Raw genomic sequence first — 16,618 nt, forward strand, 5'->3', positions numbered from 1 at the left:
GCGAACACCATCAGACGCGTCTGACGCGCCACATCGCGTAACGCCGGGAAGGCCCCACCATGGAGACACTGCAGCCGGACGATCCAGTGGAGTTGGGCACCTACCGGCTCCTGCGAAGACTCGGCGTCGGCGGCATGGGCCGTGTGTACCTCGCCCGTTCGCAGGGTGGCCGCACCGTCGCCGTGAAGGTCGTACGTCCGGATCTCGCCGCAGACGGAGACTTCCGGGACCGCTTCCGGCACGAAGTCGAGGTAGCCAAGGCGGTCTCCGGACGCTTTACCGCCCCGGTCGTGGACGCCGATCCGGACGCGCCGCTGCCCTGGCTGGCGACGTCGTACGTGCTCGGCCCGGACCTCACTGACGTGGTCGCCGCGCACGGCGCGCTGCCGGAGCACACTGTCAGGGCACTGGCCGCCGGTCTCGCCGCTGCCCTCCAAGAGGTGCACGCGGCCGGACTGATCCACCGTGACATGAAGCCGTCGAACGTCCTGCTGGCGGCAGATGGTCCGCGCGTCATCGACTTCGGGATCGCGCGGGCGGTGGACGGAAACCGTATGACCCAGACGGGAGTCGTGGTCGGCTCTCCCGGCTACATGTCACCGGAGCAGGCGCTGGGCAAGGACATCGGTACGGCGAGCGACGTCTTCTCACTGGGCGCCGTACTCGCCTTCGCCGCCACCGGCCGGGGCACATTCGGCCATGGAGCCGTCTCACACGCCTCGTTGCTCTATCAGGTCGTGCACGGTGAACCCGACGTCGAGGGCGTCCCGCAGCAGCTGCTGGGCCTCGTCCGCGCATGCCTCGCGAAGGACCCGGCGCAGCGGCCCGTACCGGCCGAGATCGTAACGGCGCTTGCCCCACAGGGAGTCGAGGGTGTCCTCAGCGACTGGCTTCCGTCGGCGGTGGCCTCGACAATCGCCACGCATGCGGCCGGCATCCTGGACCTGGAGGCACCGCAGCAGCCTCGGCCCATGGCCGCCGCGTCGTTCGGGCCGGCCCCGGTGATGACGGACGCCACAGCGCAGCCACCCGGCACACCGGCCCCGGGCTACGGGTATCCGCAGACTCCGGGATACGGCGGCCCCCCGGTGTCTGCCGCACAGGGAACGCCGGTCCCCGGCTACGCCACACCGCCGGGCGGCCTTCCCACCCCCGGGTACGGGACGCCCCCGCCCGGCCACGGCACTCAAGGACAGCCGGGCGCCTCGGGATCGGCCTCCAGCGCCCCCTCCCGCCGCCGTGTCCTCGGTCTCGCGCTCGGCGGTGCCGCCGCCGTGGCGCTGGCGGGCGGCGGCACCGCCTGGTGGCTGGGCCGGGACCGAGACCCCACGGACGGGGCGACCGGCACGAACGGTGCCGGTTCCGCCCAGCCCGTCGAGGAGAACTTCACCACCCCGCCGGCGGGAGTCGCCCCCCAGCCCCTGTGGCACGAGACAGCTGCGGAAGACAGCACCACCACCGACGTACCGCTCCTCATCCATGACGGCCTGCTCCTGATCAGCGGTGACCCTCTGGTGGCATACGACGTGAAGACCGGTGAAGCCCGCTGGTCGAAGCCCGACGTCTGCGCCCCCGGTTCCCCGCTTCTCTTCCACGGCGGCAAGGTGTTCCTCACCGACAGCGGCGTCGAGGGAGTCCTCGTCGCGCGGGACGTGAAGACCGGCGAGGAGGTGTGGCGCAGCCGCCTCGGCAGGAAACTGGGCATCGAGAGCACCATCGCCATCGACGACAAGAACGTGTACGTCACGGCAACCGACTACGCCCAGGCCCAGAGCGCCACCGACTACCGCACCGCCATCGCCGCGATCAGTCACAGCACGGGGAAGAAGGTGTGGCTTCAACACCGCGACTGGGGCACGCGGGACTACGACGTCCAGGGCACCGTCTCCGGCAAGTACCTTGTCTACGCGGACTCCAACCACAATCTCACCGTGCGCGACACCGCGACCGGCGAACAGCTGTGGACGCAGAAGATCGGCGACGACTGGGCCTGGCAACCCACGGTCGCGAACGGCCTGGTCTTCCTGCCCGGCGAGAAGCTGACAGCGGTCGACGCGGAGACCGGCCGCACCCGCTGGACGCTCTCCCCCGAGGGCCGCCGTGGCTTCAACAACCCGGCCGTCATCGACGGTGTGCTGTACGTCAGTGACTACGACCGCGGCATCTGGGCCGTCGACGTCAAGACGCACCGGCGGATCTGGCTCTGCGAGGACCAGAACCGTGGCGGGCCAGGGACGTTCGTGAGGGCTGGCACGACGCTGTACTGCGCCGCCGGGCCCCTCTCAGGAGGCGTCATCGCCCTCGAGGCGAAGTCCGGCACAGTGCGCTGGACCTGGACGGACGACAAGGACTCCGGCGCCCCGTGGCAGATCGCGACGGCGGGAAACCGGCTGTTGGTCACGAACGGACCGGAGATCTACGCGATGCCGGCGGTGTGACGCCGGGGCGCTGGGGTGCGATGCGGGGGACTGCCATAGTCTCCGTTAGCTGAAGTTAACGAACGTGGCCACAGGGGCCGACGGGGAGGATGACCATCATGCGGATGCTGGTCACGGTCGTACGCGAAGGCGGTGAGCCGGAGGACGTCGTCGTCACCGCCGACGACACCGCCACGGCAGGTGATGTCGCGGAGGTGCTGGCCCAGGCTGTCGGACAGGCCACCGAGCCCCGAGGTGTCGGCTCGGGGAACGTCATGGTCATGCCCGGTACCTCACTGGCTTCGCTGCCCGGCTACGGAACGGCGGTGGCAGGGGCACCGGTGCTGTGGGCAGACGGTGAACTGTGCGATCCCGCGGCACCTGCGGCCGGCGTCCTACGGGACGGCATGCGCGTCTCCGTCGACCCCTCGATAGGTCCGCTGCTGCGCAAGGGCGAGCCGGCCGGGCAGTACGAACTGCGGGTGGCGGGCGGCCCCGGCTCGGGGCGCGTGGTCCGGCTGGGCGTCGGCGCGGCAACGGCCGGATCGGCGCCGACCTGTTCGCTCCCCCTGCCGGACGCCTCACTGCCGGCGGTCGCCCTCCGGCTGACCATCGACCTCCAGGGCAACGTCACCCTCACCCCTGAAGCCGGCGCCGGTGTCCGCCTGAACGACGACGCGGTGACGGCTGGGACGCCCTGGCCGCTGGGCGGTGTCGTACGGGTGGGTGACTCGCTCTTGGTCCTCGACAAGGTGGCCGAGCCCGACGCGCATCTGTCCCTGATGAGCGAAGGCGGTCTCGCCTACAACCGCCCCCCGCGGCTGTCGCCGCTGCGGCCTCGGCGGCGGCTGGCCGTGCCGGTCCCACCCAGCAAGGGGGAACGAGCCAGATTCCAGTTCATCATGGCGTTCATGCCCATGCTGTTCGGGCTGGCCATGTACTTCTTCACCAAGCAGATCTACATGCTGCTGTTCTGCCTGATGAGCCCCCTCATGATGCTGGGCCAGTGGATCAGTGAGAACCGTGAGGGCAAGAAGAAGCACAAGACGTCCCTCAAGCAGTACAGGAAGGACCTCGCAGCCCACGAGTCCGAACTCGTCAGGCTCAGCAAGGAAGAGCAGCGCGCCCGCCGCGAGGACAACCCCGACCCGGCAGAGATTCTGCTCTTCGCGACCGGCCCCCGCCGCCGCCTCTGGGAACGCCGGCTCACCGACCCGGACGCCATGCAGCTGCGCATCGGGCTCGGCGCCCTGCCCTCCGACGTGGAACTGGTCTTCGCACGTGGCGGCTCGGCGCACGACGAGGAGCCCCCGGAGCCCCCGGTCCTTCCCGACGTCCCTGTCACCCTGCCCTTCTCCCGGCTCGGCGTGGTCGGCATCGCGGGCGACCGCGCCCGTGCCCTCGCCACCGCCCGCTGGCTGAGCGTGCAGGCCGCCGTGCTGCACAGCCCCCGCGACCTGTCACTGGTTTCCCTGGCAGCCACGCCCGCCGCCGGCGCCGAGTGGCACTGGGCGCACTGGCTGCCGCACACCAACCCCGACGAGGGGCAGGACTGCGTCGCCCTGGTCGGTTTCGACTCGGAGGGCATCAGCCGCCGGGTCAACGAACTCCTGAATGAACTGGCTCGACGCAAGGCGGCCCGCGAGCAGCACAACATGACGGGCCAGCTGTATCCGGACGCCAACGTACTTCTGATCCTCGACGGAGCACGGCTCCTGCGCCGTGTTCCGGGCGTTCCCCAGCTCCTCACCGAAGGACCGCAGTACGGCATCTTCGCCCTCTGCATCGACGAGGACGAACGGCTGCTCCCCGAGGAGTGCAAGGCCGTCGTGGCCTGGTCGCCGGACGCGGCCCACCACGTCCGGCTGCGTGGCTACGGCCTTGAGGCGGTCGGCGACGTGCTGGCCGACCAGGTCCCGTACGAATGGTGCGAACTCCTGGCCCGCTCCCTCGCCCCCGTCCGCGATGTCAGTCGCGACGACGCCGACTCCGCGCTGCCCACCTCGGCCCGGCTGCTGAACCTGCTGAACATGCCCAACCCGACGGGCAGCGACGTGGAACGCATCTGGCAGGCGGGCGGCTCGACCACGGCCGCCCCCATCGGACTCGCCGCCGACGGTGCGTTCGTCCTGGACATCCGACGTGACGGACCGCACGCGCTGGTCGCCGGTACGACGGGTGCCGGTAAGTCGGAGCTGCTGCAGACGATCATCGCCTCGCTCGCAGTGGCGAACCGTCCCGACGCCCTGAACTACGTCCTCATCGACTACAAGGGCGGCAGCGCGTTCATGGACTGCGCTCGCCTGCCGCACACCGTCGGCATGGTCAGCGACCTCGACGCCCATCTGACCGAGCGGGCCCTCGCCTCTCTCGCGGCCGAGCTGCACCGCCGGGAACGGATCCTCTTCGACGCTGCCGCCAAGGACATCGAGGACTACAACGACACCCGCAAGCTCCGCCCCGAACTGGAGCCGATGCCACGGCTGGTGCTCGTGATCGACGAGTTCGCGTCCCTGGTCGCCGAACTGCCCGACTTCATCGCGGGCCTGGTCGACATCGCACGCCGGGGCCGCTCGCTCGGCGTGCACCTGATCCTCGCGACGCAGCGTCCGGCGGGCGTGGTGAGCGCGGACATTCGCGCCAACACCAACCTCCGCATCGCCCTACGGGTGACGGACGCCTCCGAGTCGATGGACGTCATCGACGCTCCGGACTCGGGCGCGATCGCCAAGTCGACGCCGGGCCGGATGTACGTCCGCTCGGGTGCCCAGTCCCTGGTGGGCGTGCAGTCGGCCCGTATCGGTGGCCGCCGCCCCGCCACGGGCCAGACGGGCCCGAAGGCCACGCTGATGCCGTTGCCCTGGAACGCGTACGCCCGCCCGTTGCCCAAGCGCGAGGAGGCCGAGGACGACGGCACGATGGTCACGGACCTGGCCGTCCTGGTGGACGCGGTACGCGAAGGCGCGCAGCGGATGGGCTTCGGTGAGCAGCGCAGCCCGTGGCTGCCGCCGCTGGCGGAATCCATCACGCTCGATGAACTGTCTGCCTACGGTGGTGCACCGGCCGCTCCGGGCGGCGACGTGGCCCCGATCCCGTACGGCCTCGTCGACCTGCCGGCGAAGCAGAGCCGCGTGCCGGTGTCCCTGGACCTTGTGCACGGCGAGCACACCCTGCTGCTCGGTGGCGCCCGCTCCGGTCGCTCGACGGCTCTTCGTACCCTGGCCGGCTCCCTGGCGCAGAACACCTCCCCGCTCGACGTGCACGTCTACGCCATCGACTGCGGCTCCAACGCACTTCTGCCGCTGGTGCGTCTGCCTCACGTGGGCGCTGTCGTGACCCGCGACGAGCCAGACCGAGCCCGCCGCCTGATTCAGCGCTTGCAGGTGGAGGTCGCCCGCCGACAGCAACTGCTGGCGATGGAGGGTGCGTCGAGCGCGGCGGAACAGCGGGCGGGTGCCGCTCCGGAGGAGCGCCTGCCCTGGATGGTGCTGCTACTGGACAGCTGGGAGGGCTTCGCCTCCACCTTCGAGAACTACAACTACGGTCAGCTGCTGGAAGCGGCTCAGAGACTCTTTCGCGAGGGTTCGGCAGCGGGACTGAAGGTCGTCATGACGGCCGACCGCAGTGGCCTCAGCGGTCACGTCTCCTCGGCCTTCTCCGATCGTCTCGTCATGCGCTTCGCCGACCCGAACGACTACTCCACCGCAGGACTGCAGGCCCGCGAAGTGCCGAAGAACATGCCGCCCGGACGCGCCCTGCGCATCACGGACACGGGCGTCGACGAGACGCAGATCGGGCTGCTCGCGCGGGACCCTGCCGGCCAGGCCCAGGTCCGTGCGCTCCGCGAGATCGCGGAAGAGGCGCGAACCCGCCACGGTCGCGTTCCGGCGGGCCGGCGCCCCCTGCGAGTCGACGCTCTGCCGACGCGCGTCACAGCGTCGGAGGCGATGTCCCTGGACCCGGACTTCGCCCCGCCGTCGCCCCTGTGGGCACTGCTCGCCGTGGGCGGCGACGAACTCCACCCCATCGGCATCGACCTGGAGGAGAACGGACCCGGCTTCGTCATCGCGGGTCCACCGAAGTCCGGCCGCTCGACGGCACTGCTGTGCGCTGCCGAGTCGCTTCTGCGCGTGGGAACGCCGCTGGTGGTCGTGACACCTCGCCGGTCCCCGCTGCGGGACCTCGAGGGGCGAGAAGGTGTTCTCGGCATGCTCACCGCGGACAGCTCGGGTGACGACCTGGAGGAGATTGAAGATCAGCTCGACGGGCGGCCGTACGTCGTTGTGGTCGATGACGCCGAACTCCTCTACGACGCGCCGCTGGACGAGCCGCTGGAAGGGGTCATCCGCAAGGGAGCCGACGGCGGCGTGGGCCTGCTCGCCGCCGGCACGACGGACTCCCTGTCCGGCCAGTACCGTGGCTTCGCGGTCGAGGCCCGCAAATCCCGCAACGGCCTGCTGCTGACGCCGCAGAGCTCCTCGGACGGCGAACTGTTCGGCATCCGGCTGCCCGCGAACAGCGGGGGCGGGGCAGCGGGTAGCGGGTTGTTCGTGACCGGGGGGGCGTTTGTGCCGGTGCAGGCTGTGATGAACGCGTAGGACATAAGAGGGCTCCCGCCCATTGGGCGGGAGCCCCCGTTTTGCCGGACGCCTGACACTGGTCTGCAAATCAGTCTCTTACGACTTCGTCAGGGTTCTTCTTGGCACCAGTTGACGATGCAGGAGGTTCCTCTGGCCCGAAGGTGCGCAGGATCCAGAGACGGCGCCAGATCACCGCCGTGGCGAGGCCGAGGCAGATAACAGCCAGGGCTGAGGTGCCGAAGGCGGGCAGGTTTGCCGGCGGGTCTTCCACCCAGGCACGGGTAAGGATTCGTGACGGGTCATCGCGATCGTACGTGACGACCAGTGATGCAGCGGTGTGCGTGTCGGGGTACATCCCGGCGTAGTCCGACAGCTTGACCTCTGTACCGGCCTCGGGCCCGGTCACGAGGCGAACCTTCACATACTTGGGTTTCGAGTCGACGCCGACGACCGTGGCAGCGGAATCGACGCCGCGGGAACGCAGGTCCTGCACCAGGAGATGCGGAGGAAGCCACAGAGCAAGAGATAGGCCGATGCACAGCAGAAATACCCCTGAAATCGCCCAGATTACCCGACGTTGAGGGAGCTTCGGTCGCGGCTTCCAAGCCTTCGCTTTGGCGCTTGCTTTGCGCGCCTCCTCCACGTGGGGTGGGAGTTGATGCTGGCTCGCACCGGATTTTCGCTTCTTCTTAGCCATGACTAGGACACCTCATGAGAACCATCCACTCACCGTACTCTTTACGCTCGATGCGGCGTCGCCAATCGCCTTGCCTGCGCTCTTGGCAGCTCCTGTAACAGCGTTGACAGCCTTCCTGCCTGCTTCCGTCTTGATGGCATACGAAACGGCGTAACCAACGCCGAAACCCACCACGACACCTGCAGCGATACCCCAGCCGACCGGACCTCCAACGGCAGCAACCGTTGCGGTAGCGGCCCAAGTTCCAGCCATGCCGGCCGCCATACCGCCGACGTTGGCGGCAACAGCTACGTCCTTCTCCTCTCCGTGACTGATATCCCAACCGATGGCGCCAACGGTGAGGAGACTCCCGACCAGAGGTAGCTTTCCGCCGGTCCGCAGCGCGCGACCCCACAGCGATGTAGTGCTGGGCGGCTTGAGCCCGGGAACCTTGCCGATCAGCCAACTTCCACCGTCAGCGATGGATGCCTCCATCAGGCGGGAGAACGAGCCCATTCCGAACTTGGAAAGAATACGCTCCGCCTCGCGTGCAGATTTCGCAGAGGCCTTGGCAGCGCGACTGGTCGCGTTCTTGAACGCCCGCTTTTCTGCCTTGCTCATAGCGTTAAGGCGCTGATCCTTCAACTGAGCCGCTTCATCACTAAATTTCTGCGCTTGGGTCCAGAAGTTACTTGCAAACTTTGACTGGACGCCGATGACGCTGGCCAGCAGCCCAGCAGTGTCAGACCACGTGTCAGCGGGATCGAGGAGCTTCTTCGCAGCGATCTGTGTGTGCTTCCAAGCGATGTCCCACAGCTCCGGGTCGTCCCCCTGCATAAGTGCCCGGTTGAACACAGCCGTGGGCTCGTCCTTCGTGAACTGGCCATGGAAGAGCGCGGCCTTCTTGTCGAAGCCCGGCGCAGGTGTCTCAGCGTTGACCGCCGTGGTGAACGCGGACCCGAATACCTTCACATCGTCCTTGGCCGTTGGGGCATTGGCGGCGACGATTGCCATCGGCAGATTCTTGACCAGGTCTGTATTCATCTTGGCGTAGAACGCCGAGGCGAAGTCTGGGTCACCCTTGTGTTTGGCGAGCTCCTCAGCGATGCGGTGGAATTCTGGTCCTGCTTTACTCGGATCGAGACCAGCCGCCTCGTTTGCATCCTCGGCAAGCTTCTTTCCTGCGCTTCGGGCCTCACTGATCGTCGCGATAGGTTCGCGAAGCTGGACCATGGCGCCAGGTTTCTGAATGCCCTTTTGGTCGAGCTCCATTGCTGCTGCGAGTGCCTGACGGCGGCGAAGCATGGGCAACTCGTCATCGACCCAGCCAGCGATCTTTCCGATTTCTGACAGGTTGCTCGTATCTAGGCCAAATTTCTGAAACCGGCTCACATATGAGGACTTCGCCCCGTGCAGTTTCTTACCGCCGGACTCAAGGTCTTTGATCGTCCTCAAGAGGTTGTCCGGGTTAATACCGGAGAAGTTTGGATCAACCACGGGTCGATTCGCCTTCCGCGCTGTCGGCCAGTTGCGGGTCGATCAGCACTGCGGATGCGCCCGACCCGCTGAGTGCCTTCCCTATTTCCTCGGTGGGGATGATGACCCACGGCTGGCCTTCTCCCATGGCCTCGACCAGTAGGGGGATGGATGTGAAAGCCAGTGCTACGAGCCGCTCCTCGCCGTCATCACCAGCCATGGGCACGAGGATGACGTCGACGGTGCTGCCGCTGAGCGGAGAACCGTCAGGTCCTTGAGGCACCTCGGTCATGGTGGGAAGCACGAGGGCTTTGGGGCCGGCCTGGGCCGTTTCGCTTGAGGTCATTGCGACAGATTATGAGGTGATGGACCGGCAAGCAATGTGATCTCCGAACGGCTTATGTGGCGTCGAGTTGACGCCAGCGGCTTTCCGCTCCCGCTGGGGTCTCCTCCGGAACAGTCGGAGCTCGCTGGTACGGTGAGCGTTCGTCAGCCGGAACTGCGATGAATGAGGGGTGGGGTTGTGGCAGATTCAGATGCCAAGGTACCCAATCCGCGGAAGGCGGACCTTGAGCGGCTGCGGAGCGACCTGGCCAAAGAGGTGGAGAGCATCAAGAAGGCACTCAAGGGACCGACCGAACAGATCGGCGGTGACAAGGTCTGGGTCGGGAAGAACGCTCGAGCCTGGCACAGAGAACTGGACGGGCGGAACAGAAAGTTGGTCGAGCAGGTCGACAAACTGCTGCCTATCATTGATGCCGCGATTCGGAGTGAACCCGAGAAGGTGTCACAAAGCGAAGCGCGTATGTATAACAAGGATATCTGAGTCGCCGCACGTGAGCTGTCGGTGCGGGGCTGAGGCTGCAGCTCCTGTGTCGCTCGACGCCATTCCTTGACGTGCTGACGTCGCGCACAGTGACTGTCCGCACGTCCTGCACAAATGCCGCCGGGGGCATCCCACTCGAGGTGCGACGGCCTCGAAGGGAATGCCCCGGCAGCTACGACTTCGGCGCGGCAGGGATCAGCTCAGGTCGCGCGCTCGATGTTGTCGGCGCTGGTGTTGGCCGACTTGCTGGCATCGTTCAGCGTGTCGACCCACTTGTCGAACGTCGGCTTGATGTCGTGCCAGTCGTTCCGGAAGCGGTCGGCCTTGGGGCCCTTCCAGTAACCCGAGCTGTGGCTCGTGGCGGACTCCAGTGCCTTGATGAGGCCCTGGAGGTCGGTGGCCTTCTTGCCGAAGAGCTTGGACAGCTCCCGAAGCTGAGTGAGATCTGCACCGCGATCCATGGCGATCCTCCCCGTGTCACACACGTAAACGGACTATCCGTTTGCACCAAGGGACGCTACCGCACCAGAGGTAGCCGCCGCCCATCGCCTTCAGGCATGGGAGTCATGTGTGAACGAGTGGTGTTGACCCTGATGGTGAGCCGAGTCGTGGTGTCTCCGGGCAGAGCGGCCGGTGCAGCGGCAACTCTGTGGCAGGGAGAGGCCGGACTCACGCGCAAATGCGCAGGAAGCGCAGTACCGCGGGAACTTCGGCCTGATCGGTTCAAACGGGGACGATTTGCGCCGTTGGGCGTTGTCATGCAGCAGACACAATGGTTGCGAGTTCAGTCGGTCTCCGGTGCCCGAGGGGCGTAACGAACAATGTTCGAAGAGTGTGAAAATTTAGACAAGATTCGGCCATGTGTGTGCACGCTGGCGCCGGACTACGCGTACGTCAATGACATCACGAACCCTGATCCGGCTCTCTTCTGGCGGGTATCCGCCGGTAGCTTGCCAGGGCGCCTTTGCGACCTTGCTCCGACGCAACCACGCGCCCGGGAAAGTGTTTGACAGATGCGTGGGCGGCATAAGTCTTCCGCGCGCAGCGGCGAACCGCATCGTGCAGGCGGGCGACGCTCCGCATGGCGGCAATGACGAGCACTGTCAACGGGGGCTTTTCTGCGTGATGTTCAGGGAGCCGTCCATATAATGCGCGCAAGCCGGTTGCAGCGCTGGACGTCGCCGATGGCGCACTCCCCGTTCAAGGCCCCTGGTTTCCAGAATGCTCGCCAAATGGGAAGGCGGCCAGGGAAATCTCGGCCGCTTTCGGCAGGATGCAGTATGGGATGGGCTCCCACCATGACTCCGGCCGGTGAAGGGGGCGTGAGGGCAGCTCGGCGGTCGAGGTTCGGACCCCTGGGCAGGGCTTTCGCGGGGCGAGTCGCTCCTTCGAGCTACTCGCTTGTCCGTGTGAGGCGTACCGCATTCTCCGCAAGCCCGGCCACCTTGAACAGCACCCCCGCGAATTCGACGGTGTCACCGACCCTCACGTCTCTGTACAGCGCCACCGTTACCCCGGCACAGTTCGCGCCGAGGCCGGCCGTGCCCGCCGCGGTGTCCACGTACGAAACGGTGAGCGACGGGCCGGTGGGCAGTTGCTTCACACCGCCGTTGTCGAGGAGTGACAGTTTCTGTCCTTTGGCCGGGAAACTTTTCGCCGCGGCGGCCAGAACGGCACGGTTGGTGGTGAAGCACAGGGTGTTGTCGGCGGCACCGCCCGCGAACTCCATGGAATCGGGAGCGGCGGCAAGAGCGGCCTTGTCCTCGGCGTCCTTCGGCTCCAGGACGACACGGTAGGAGCAGACCTGCCGCACGGCGTAGGCGTGACCCGAGACGGTGACCCGGGACCCCGGCTTCACAGTCCACTGCTGCTGTCCCGAGCCGAAACCGGCACCGTCGCGCAGGGTCGCAGTACGCGATGTTCCGTCAGCGCTCGCGGCCGCGTACTGCACGCCTCCACCGCCGGGTAGTCGGAACCCGCCTCCGCGCAGGACATGCACGCCGTCCGCCGGCGCGTCGCCGACGCATTGTGGGCCCTTGTCCCGTGGCGCCGCCTGCGTGCTCGTGGGTGCGGTCGTCGGGTGGTCACCGCTGCCGGACGACGATCCGCAGGCGGTCAGCGCCCACAAGGCCAAGGTGGCACCCGTGATGGCGTACCTACTCGACGGACTGAACACCGGTGTCCTCCTTGCAGCCGACGATCACGTGCTCCAGCACGATGCGGGTGCGGTAATCGACTTCCGCCACCCGCCACCTGTCCCCGGCGATGTTCAGGACGTCACCCGGGGTCAATCCGTCGAACTCGCCGACGGGCCGACCCCCGCAGCCGATCCGGACACGGCCGTGCACCGACGGTTCGGCGAAGACGGACGCCAAGACTTGATACGTCCGGCCGTCGTGTTCGACGGTGTACGGAACCTGGTGACGGAGTGTCCAGCGACCGCCGAATGCGAAGGGGTACTCCACCTTCTCGCCTTCGGACACACTGTTCACCTCCCGGTCGTCACGGGGCATCGAAGGCCTCCGCACCGCCGAAGTACTTGTTGAACTGCTCCTGCGACACGGTGATCGGCGGATAGCCGGAGACGCCCCAGGGGTTTCCGAGGATGACCTTGCCGTCGTCGGTGAACCCCCGAACGTAGTACGCGTGGTTGCTGTGGTAAGTGTTGCCCCATTCGGGCGGGTGGTTCTTGTCCAGCGCCTCGTCGGCCGGGGTGGCCACGGTGACGACCTTTCCGGCGCCGTAGGCCTCCTTCAGCGACTCCAGGCTCTTGTCCTCGTGTTCGCCGATCCCCAGGAAGCCGCCGGTGGTCAGGTCATCGCCTTCCTTGCCGGTGAGGTATGGAGCGGACTTCTTGGGGTCGTCCCCTTCGATCCCGCCGTACCCACGCTCGTCCTCACCGTCGTCCGAATAGACCATCGCGAAGGCCTTCTCGTAGTACGCGGGCCAGCTTTCCCCATTGCCGTACGTGCCAATGGGGTTTCCGTTCTGATCGGACGGCAGGTCGGCCGTCATCGTCACCCAGTGGTAGTTGCCCTCTTTGTCCCAGACGCGGACGCTCACCGTGCCGTTCGGGTTCTGCTTGATGCCCTCCTGCACGAAGGCGGGGTCCTTCTGAGCCAAGCCGGCCAGCGATGCGACGTACCAGCAGTCTCCGAACTGGCGTTGATTCACGTCATCGGCGGACACCCCGTCCTGGAACAAGGGGTCCGGAGGCGGTGCCCAGTGAATGCCGTTGTTGGTCTGGCCATTCTGGCTGTTGCCGCCCGCCTCGTACGCGGCGGTGTTCGTGAACGTGGGCTGCGTGCCCGGGAAGGCCGCCGTGAACTTGCCTACGTTCTCCGGACTCACCTTGGACAGCATCAGACTCAACGTGTCCCGCCGCTTGCCCTCAGGCAGGCCGTTGTCGTCGAACGGGTTCCAGCCCGAGTCGTCGGTGTTGGTCAGCATCTGGTTGTAGAAGGCCAGGTCCTTGGGTGAGGCCTTCGTCACGAAGGAGTCCAGTTCGGCGGCGTTCAGTCCGTCGAGCTCGCCGGAAAACTGCTCCAGATCGTCGCGATTGCCGTTGGTGCCAAAGTCCTTGCCCTTCAGCTCCTGGAGATGGCGCAGGGCATCGTCGATCTTCTTCGCGTCGGGTGCCTTCTCGTCCAGGAAGACGCTGCTGTCACACACGGGGTATCCCCGCTTCTCCAGCTCCTGCAGCCCCTCGATCTGCCTGATGCGGCGCTTCATCGACGACTGCATGTCGTCGAGCTCGCCGCCGAGAGAACCGGGCAGACGCGGGCGACGGAAGAACGACGGCATAGGGACCACATCGCCGACCAGATCCTGGAGGTCGGGATTGCGGGAGGCGTGCTGTCCCGACGGCAGGTTCTGCTGGGCGGTGGTGAGTACGGCGGCCAGCTGGGAATGGAGCTTTCCGGAGTTCTGAGCGAGGGTGTCCAGGTGACCGGCGAGCGTTGTCAGCTTGGCGGCGTCGAAGCCTCTGAAGCCCATCAGCGGCTACCCGTTCCGGCCTGTGCCTTGTCCTTCTCCGCGGCCTGGCGATCCAGTTCGTCGGCCTGGCTCTCCCAGCGGGTGGCGTCTCCCAGCAGTGCGGTGCCCATGCTGTTCAGCGTGCGCTGTCGTTGTTGCAGCTTGGCCGCGCATTCATCTGCGAACGGACCCTGCCAGATGGCGCCGTCGTCGCCGCTGGTTCGGGAGGCTGCGGCGCGCGGAGTGGCCCTCTTCACCGCGTCGTCGAGGTACGGCCCCAGCCTGCGGGCCAGCGCCCTGGCCTCCCGCGCGCAGTCCCGCAGCCGTTCGGCCCGCTTCTTCAACTCGGCTGCATCATCGCCCGGCATGGGCCTCACGTTTGTCGTCCTCCCCCGTTTGCTGCCGACGCCTGCCGCGCCTCTCACATGGATTCACGGCATCGCTGGGGAAGCATACGGGGGTGGTGTCCGACCATTCGAAGTCGTGTGAAATCTCCCCCGAACGCCACATGGTCGCCACAATCCCTACGCCCACTGGCCACACCGGCAGTGATTACACCTGCTCTGATCCGAGAACTTCCGCTATGTCGGATAGTCCTAACGTGGCGCCAACGGGCACCGGGTTACCTGTCTATAGGTGTGACCATATGGATGGGTGACATGTCTCCGCTGAAGCTGATCCAAGCCGTCGGACCGTGCCGCGCAACGGAGAACGCGTTCGCTGCGCGGCAGGCCTGGTCCGGTTAGCTCGAGAGCTCACACTTACCGGTTGACGCTCTGAATCTCCTGGACGGTGACGGCCTGGTCGTTGCCGAAGGTTCCGTTCGGGAGGTCGCCGCCGGCGCCGCCGGTGCCGGTCCAGTCGATCTCCCACGTGATGGTGGCCCGGAGCTTGTATGTGCCGTGGCCGGATGAGCGGAGGTACCTGATGCCACACGGTGGGGTCTGATCGGCCTTGCCCTTGGCGTAGGGCTCGCCGATGGAGCCGTCCGCGTTGATGGCGCACTCGCCCGAGGCCGGGTACGTCACGGCGTCCTTGGTGCCAGGCTCCAGCTTGAGGGACACCGGCTTGGCGGTGGTGGTGGCCTGGATGTTGAAGCCGGGGACGTTGAGGGCCGCCGTCGCTTGGACCTCGTCGAAGACGGCCTTGTCGAGCCAGGCCCAGGTTGGCAGGTTCACCTTGGTGTTGGCCTCGGGGGCGAGGGTGACCTTCGTGTCGGGGAGCTCCATGCGCTGGTAGGCGAGAGCGGCGAGTATCTCCGGTGAGATGGCCTCCTCGTATTGGGGTGGTGGTGCATCGCCGTTCTCCACCCAGAAGGGGAGGTCGGTGCACGAGGTCCGCTTGAGGTAGTCCGGCTCGTCGGGGTTCTCGACGGCGGCCCAGAACATCCCCTTGCCGTCATTCTCGACGTTGTAGTCCTTGTAGCCGGGCGTTCCGGTCCAGCCGTACTCGTCCTCGTAGTGACGCTGCATCTCACCGATCGCCGCACCCGCGGTCCCGGTCATGCCAGGTGTGTTCTTCTTGTCCTCGATGTCCTTGGACATCTCCTTCTTGAAGTCCTTGGCGCCGAGGTACGGGGCGTACCAGCAGGGTGGGGGCGTCCAGTTGACATCCGAGGACGTCACGTTTCCGGTGCCGCCGCCCTTGGCTACGGCGCCGGAGTACTGGATGCGGGCGGCGGCGTAGATGCCGGTCTTGTCGCCGCCACCTTGCTGCTCGGCGCTGGCGCCCTGCCCATTGCTCGTTGGCTCCACCGCATACGCCGGACCGGCAAGGATCAGGGTGCCAAGGGCCAGCGTCAGGGCAGCTGTGTTCGTGCGGAGAGTGGCGTGGCGCGTTCTGCTCACCGGCACTTCTCCGCCTTGGTCTCCACGAAGACCTTGGACGCTTGCCATAGGTCCTGACCCGTGGGAAATTTGACCATCACGATCCTGAAGTAGTCGAAGTCAGCGATGCTGGGCTTGCTTCTCAGGATCTTCTTGGTCTTTAGCTCTTTGCCGTAGAATATGCTTGAGTCGACGCAGAATGCGACTTCCACTGATTTGCCGTTCGGGGCGGACCGCGTGGTCGCTTGGTAGTGGCGTCGGGTGCCGGTGGCCGTCCAGCCGCCATCTACCCTGCTATTGATCTGAGTCTTTGCGTAGTGCAGCCCGTCACCCGTGGAGTAGGCGGTCACCGCTGCGTCATTGGACGTCCGCTTGTAGACACCCCTGTAGATGGCGCGGACGAAATTGGCGGCATCATCCATCGCAGCCGCCTCGTTCTTGTCCTTGGGCCTGTCCCAGTCGAAGACCAGGTCCATGTCGCTGGGCAGAGACACGTCCACGCCGTCCGGCTTGTTCCCTGCCGGTGCTCCCGAGGCGGACGCCGACTCCTTCGGCGTTTCCGCCCCTTGGTCGACGCCGGCGATCTTGTCGTTGTCGCCGGACTTGTCGTCCCCGCTACCGCAGGCCGTCAACATCAGTGCTGCCGTCGCCGTCAACGCGGCAGCAACGGGCAATGAGCGGCGCTTCACAGTGACTCCCCGTGAGAGACAGAAGTTCAGGATGCGCACTGACGGTACCGGGGAGGTTTCCGGTTTCACCAGCGCGAACTTCCCCGGGAACGCGGACAATGCGGATGTATGGGGCTCTCGCAAGGGCCGCTGTGCCCTGATCGTGCCCGCAGG

13 protein-coding genes are annotated in these 16,618 nt (G+C 66.5%); 3 read left to right on the forward strand and 10 right to left on the reverse strand.

Going from position 1 to position 16,618, the window contains the following annotated elements; genetic code table 11:
• Positions 1-59: 59 nt before the first annotated feature.
• Positions 60-2,438 (forward strand): PQQ-binding-like beta-propeller repeat protein, encoded by a 2,379-nt coding sequence (locus tag AB0I06_RS24195; RefSeq protein ID WP_363120934.1) that lies wholly within the window; start codon positions 60-62, stop codon positions 2,436-2,438.
• Positions 2,439-2,536: 98 nt separating this feature from the next.
• Positions 2,537-7,015, forward strand: a complete 4,479-nt coding sequence (locus tag AB0I06_RS24200; protein WP_363120935.1) for an FtsK/SpoIIIE domain-containing protein — start codon at positions 2,537-2,539, stop codon at positions 7,013-7,015.
• A gap of 70 nt (positions 7,016-7,085) precedes the next feature.
• Here AB0I06_RS24200 and AB0I06_RS24205 read toward each other — a convergent pair whose 3' ends face one another.
• From AB0I06_RS24205 to AB0I06_RS24215, 3 genes are read right to left on the reverse strand one after another with little or no spacing between them, the layout of a single operon-like run.
• A complete protein-coding gene (locus AB0I06_RS24205; protein ID WP_363120936.1) occupies positions 7,086-7,694 on the reverse strand; it encodes a hypothetical protein in 609 nt (202 codons plus the stop codon).
• Between the two features lie 12 nt (positions 7,695-7,706).
• Positions 7,707-9,170, reverse strand: a complete 1,464-nt coding sequence (locus tag AB0I06_RS24210; protein WP_363120937.1) for a hypothetical protein — start codon at positions 9,168-9,170, stop codon at positions 7,707-7,709.
• Positions 9,163-9,495 carry an SAV_915 family protein gene (locus AB0I06_RS24215; RefSeq protein WP_363120938.1) on the reverse strand — a complete coding sequence of 111 codons (333 nt, stop codon included), beginning with the start codon at positions 9,493-9,495 and terminating at the stop codon, positions 9,163-9,165. The genes AB0I06_RS24210 and AB0I06_RS24215 overlap by 8 nt, the downstream gene beginning before the upstream one ends.
• A gap of 177 nt (positions 9,496-9,672) precedes the next feature.
• Between AB0I06_RS24215 and AB0I06_RS24220 the strand changes: the two genes are divergently transcribed.
• Positions 9,673-9,975, forward strand: coding sequence for a hypothetical protein (locus tag AB0I06_RS24220; RefSeq protein ID WP_363120939.1), 303 nt, complete (start codon positions 9,673-9,675; stop codon positions 9,973-9,975).
• Positions 9,976-10,175: 200 nt separating this feature from the next.
• On the opposite strand, the gene AB0I06_RS24225 is transcribed toward AB0I06_RS24220, so the two are convergent.
• From AB0I06_RS24225 to AB0I06_RS24255, 7 genes are all read right to left on the reverse strand, one after another.
• Entirely contained in the window at positions 10,176-10,436 is a 261-nt protein-coding gene (locus AB0I06_RS24225) for a WXG100 family type VII secretion target (protein WP_097218954.1), read from the reverse strand.
• A gap of 932 nt (positions 10,437-11,368) precedes the next feature.
• Positions 11,369-11,926, reverse strand: a complete 558-nt coding sequence (locus tag AB0I06_RS24230; protein ID WP_363120940.1) for a hypothetical protein — start codon at positions 11,924-11,926, stop codon at positions 11,369-11,371.
• Between the two features lie 205 nt (positions 11,927-12,131).
• Positions 12,132-12,458 carry a hypothetical protein gene (locus tag AB0I06_RS24235; protein ID WP_363120941.1) on the reverse strand — a complete coding sequence of 109 codons (327 nt, stop codon included), beginning with the start codon at positions 12,456-12,458 and terminating at the stop codon, positions 12,132-12,134.
• A gap of 19 nt (positions 12,459-12,477) precedes the next feature.
• Complete coding sequence (locus tag AB0I06_RS24240; RefSeq protein ID WP_363120942.1) at positions 12,478-13,971, reverse strand: C2 family cysteine protease; 1,494 nt, start codon at positions 13,969-13,971, stop codon at positions 12,478-12,480.
• Positions 13,971-14,318 (reverse strand): hypothetical protein, encoded by a 348-nt coding sequence (locus AB0I06_RS24245; protein WP_363120943.1) that lies wholly within the window; start codon positions 14,316-14,318, stop codon positions 13,971-13,973. The genes AB0I06_RS24240 and AB0I06_RS24245 overlap by 1 nt, the downstream gene beginning before the upstream one ends.
• 393 nt (positions 14,319-14,711) lie before the next feature.
• Positions 14,712-15,797, reverse strand: a complete 1,086-nt coding sequence (locus AB0I06_RS24250) for a hypothetical protein (RefSeq protein WP_363120944.1) — start codon at positions 15,795-15,797, stop codon at positions 14,712-14,714.
• Positions 15,794-16,465, reverse strand: a complete 672-nt coding sequence (locus tag AB0I06_RS24255) for a hypothetical protein (protein ID WP_363121049.1) — start codon at positions 16,463-16,465, stop codon at positions 15,794-15,796. The genes AB0I06_RS24250 and AB0I06_RS24255 overlap by 4 nt, the downstream gene beginning before the upstream one ends.
• Between the last annotated feature and the right edge of the window lie 153 nt (positions 16,466-16,618).

The organism is Streptomyces sp. NPDC050674, assembly GCF_040654575.1.
In the GTDB taxonomy this organism is placed as follows: domain Bacteria; phylum Actinomycetota; class Actinomycetes; order Streptomycetales; family Streptomycetaceae; genus Streptomyces.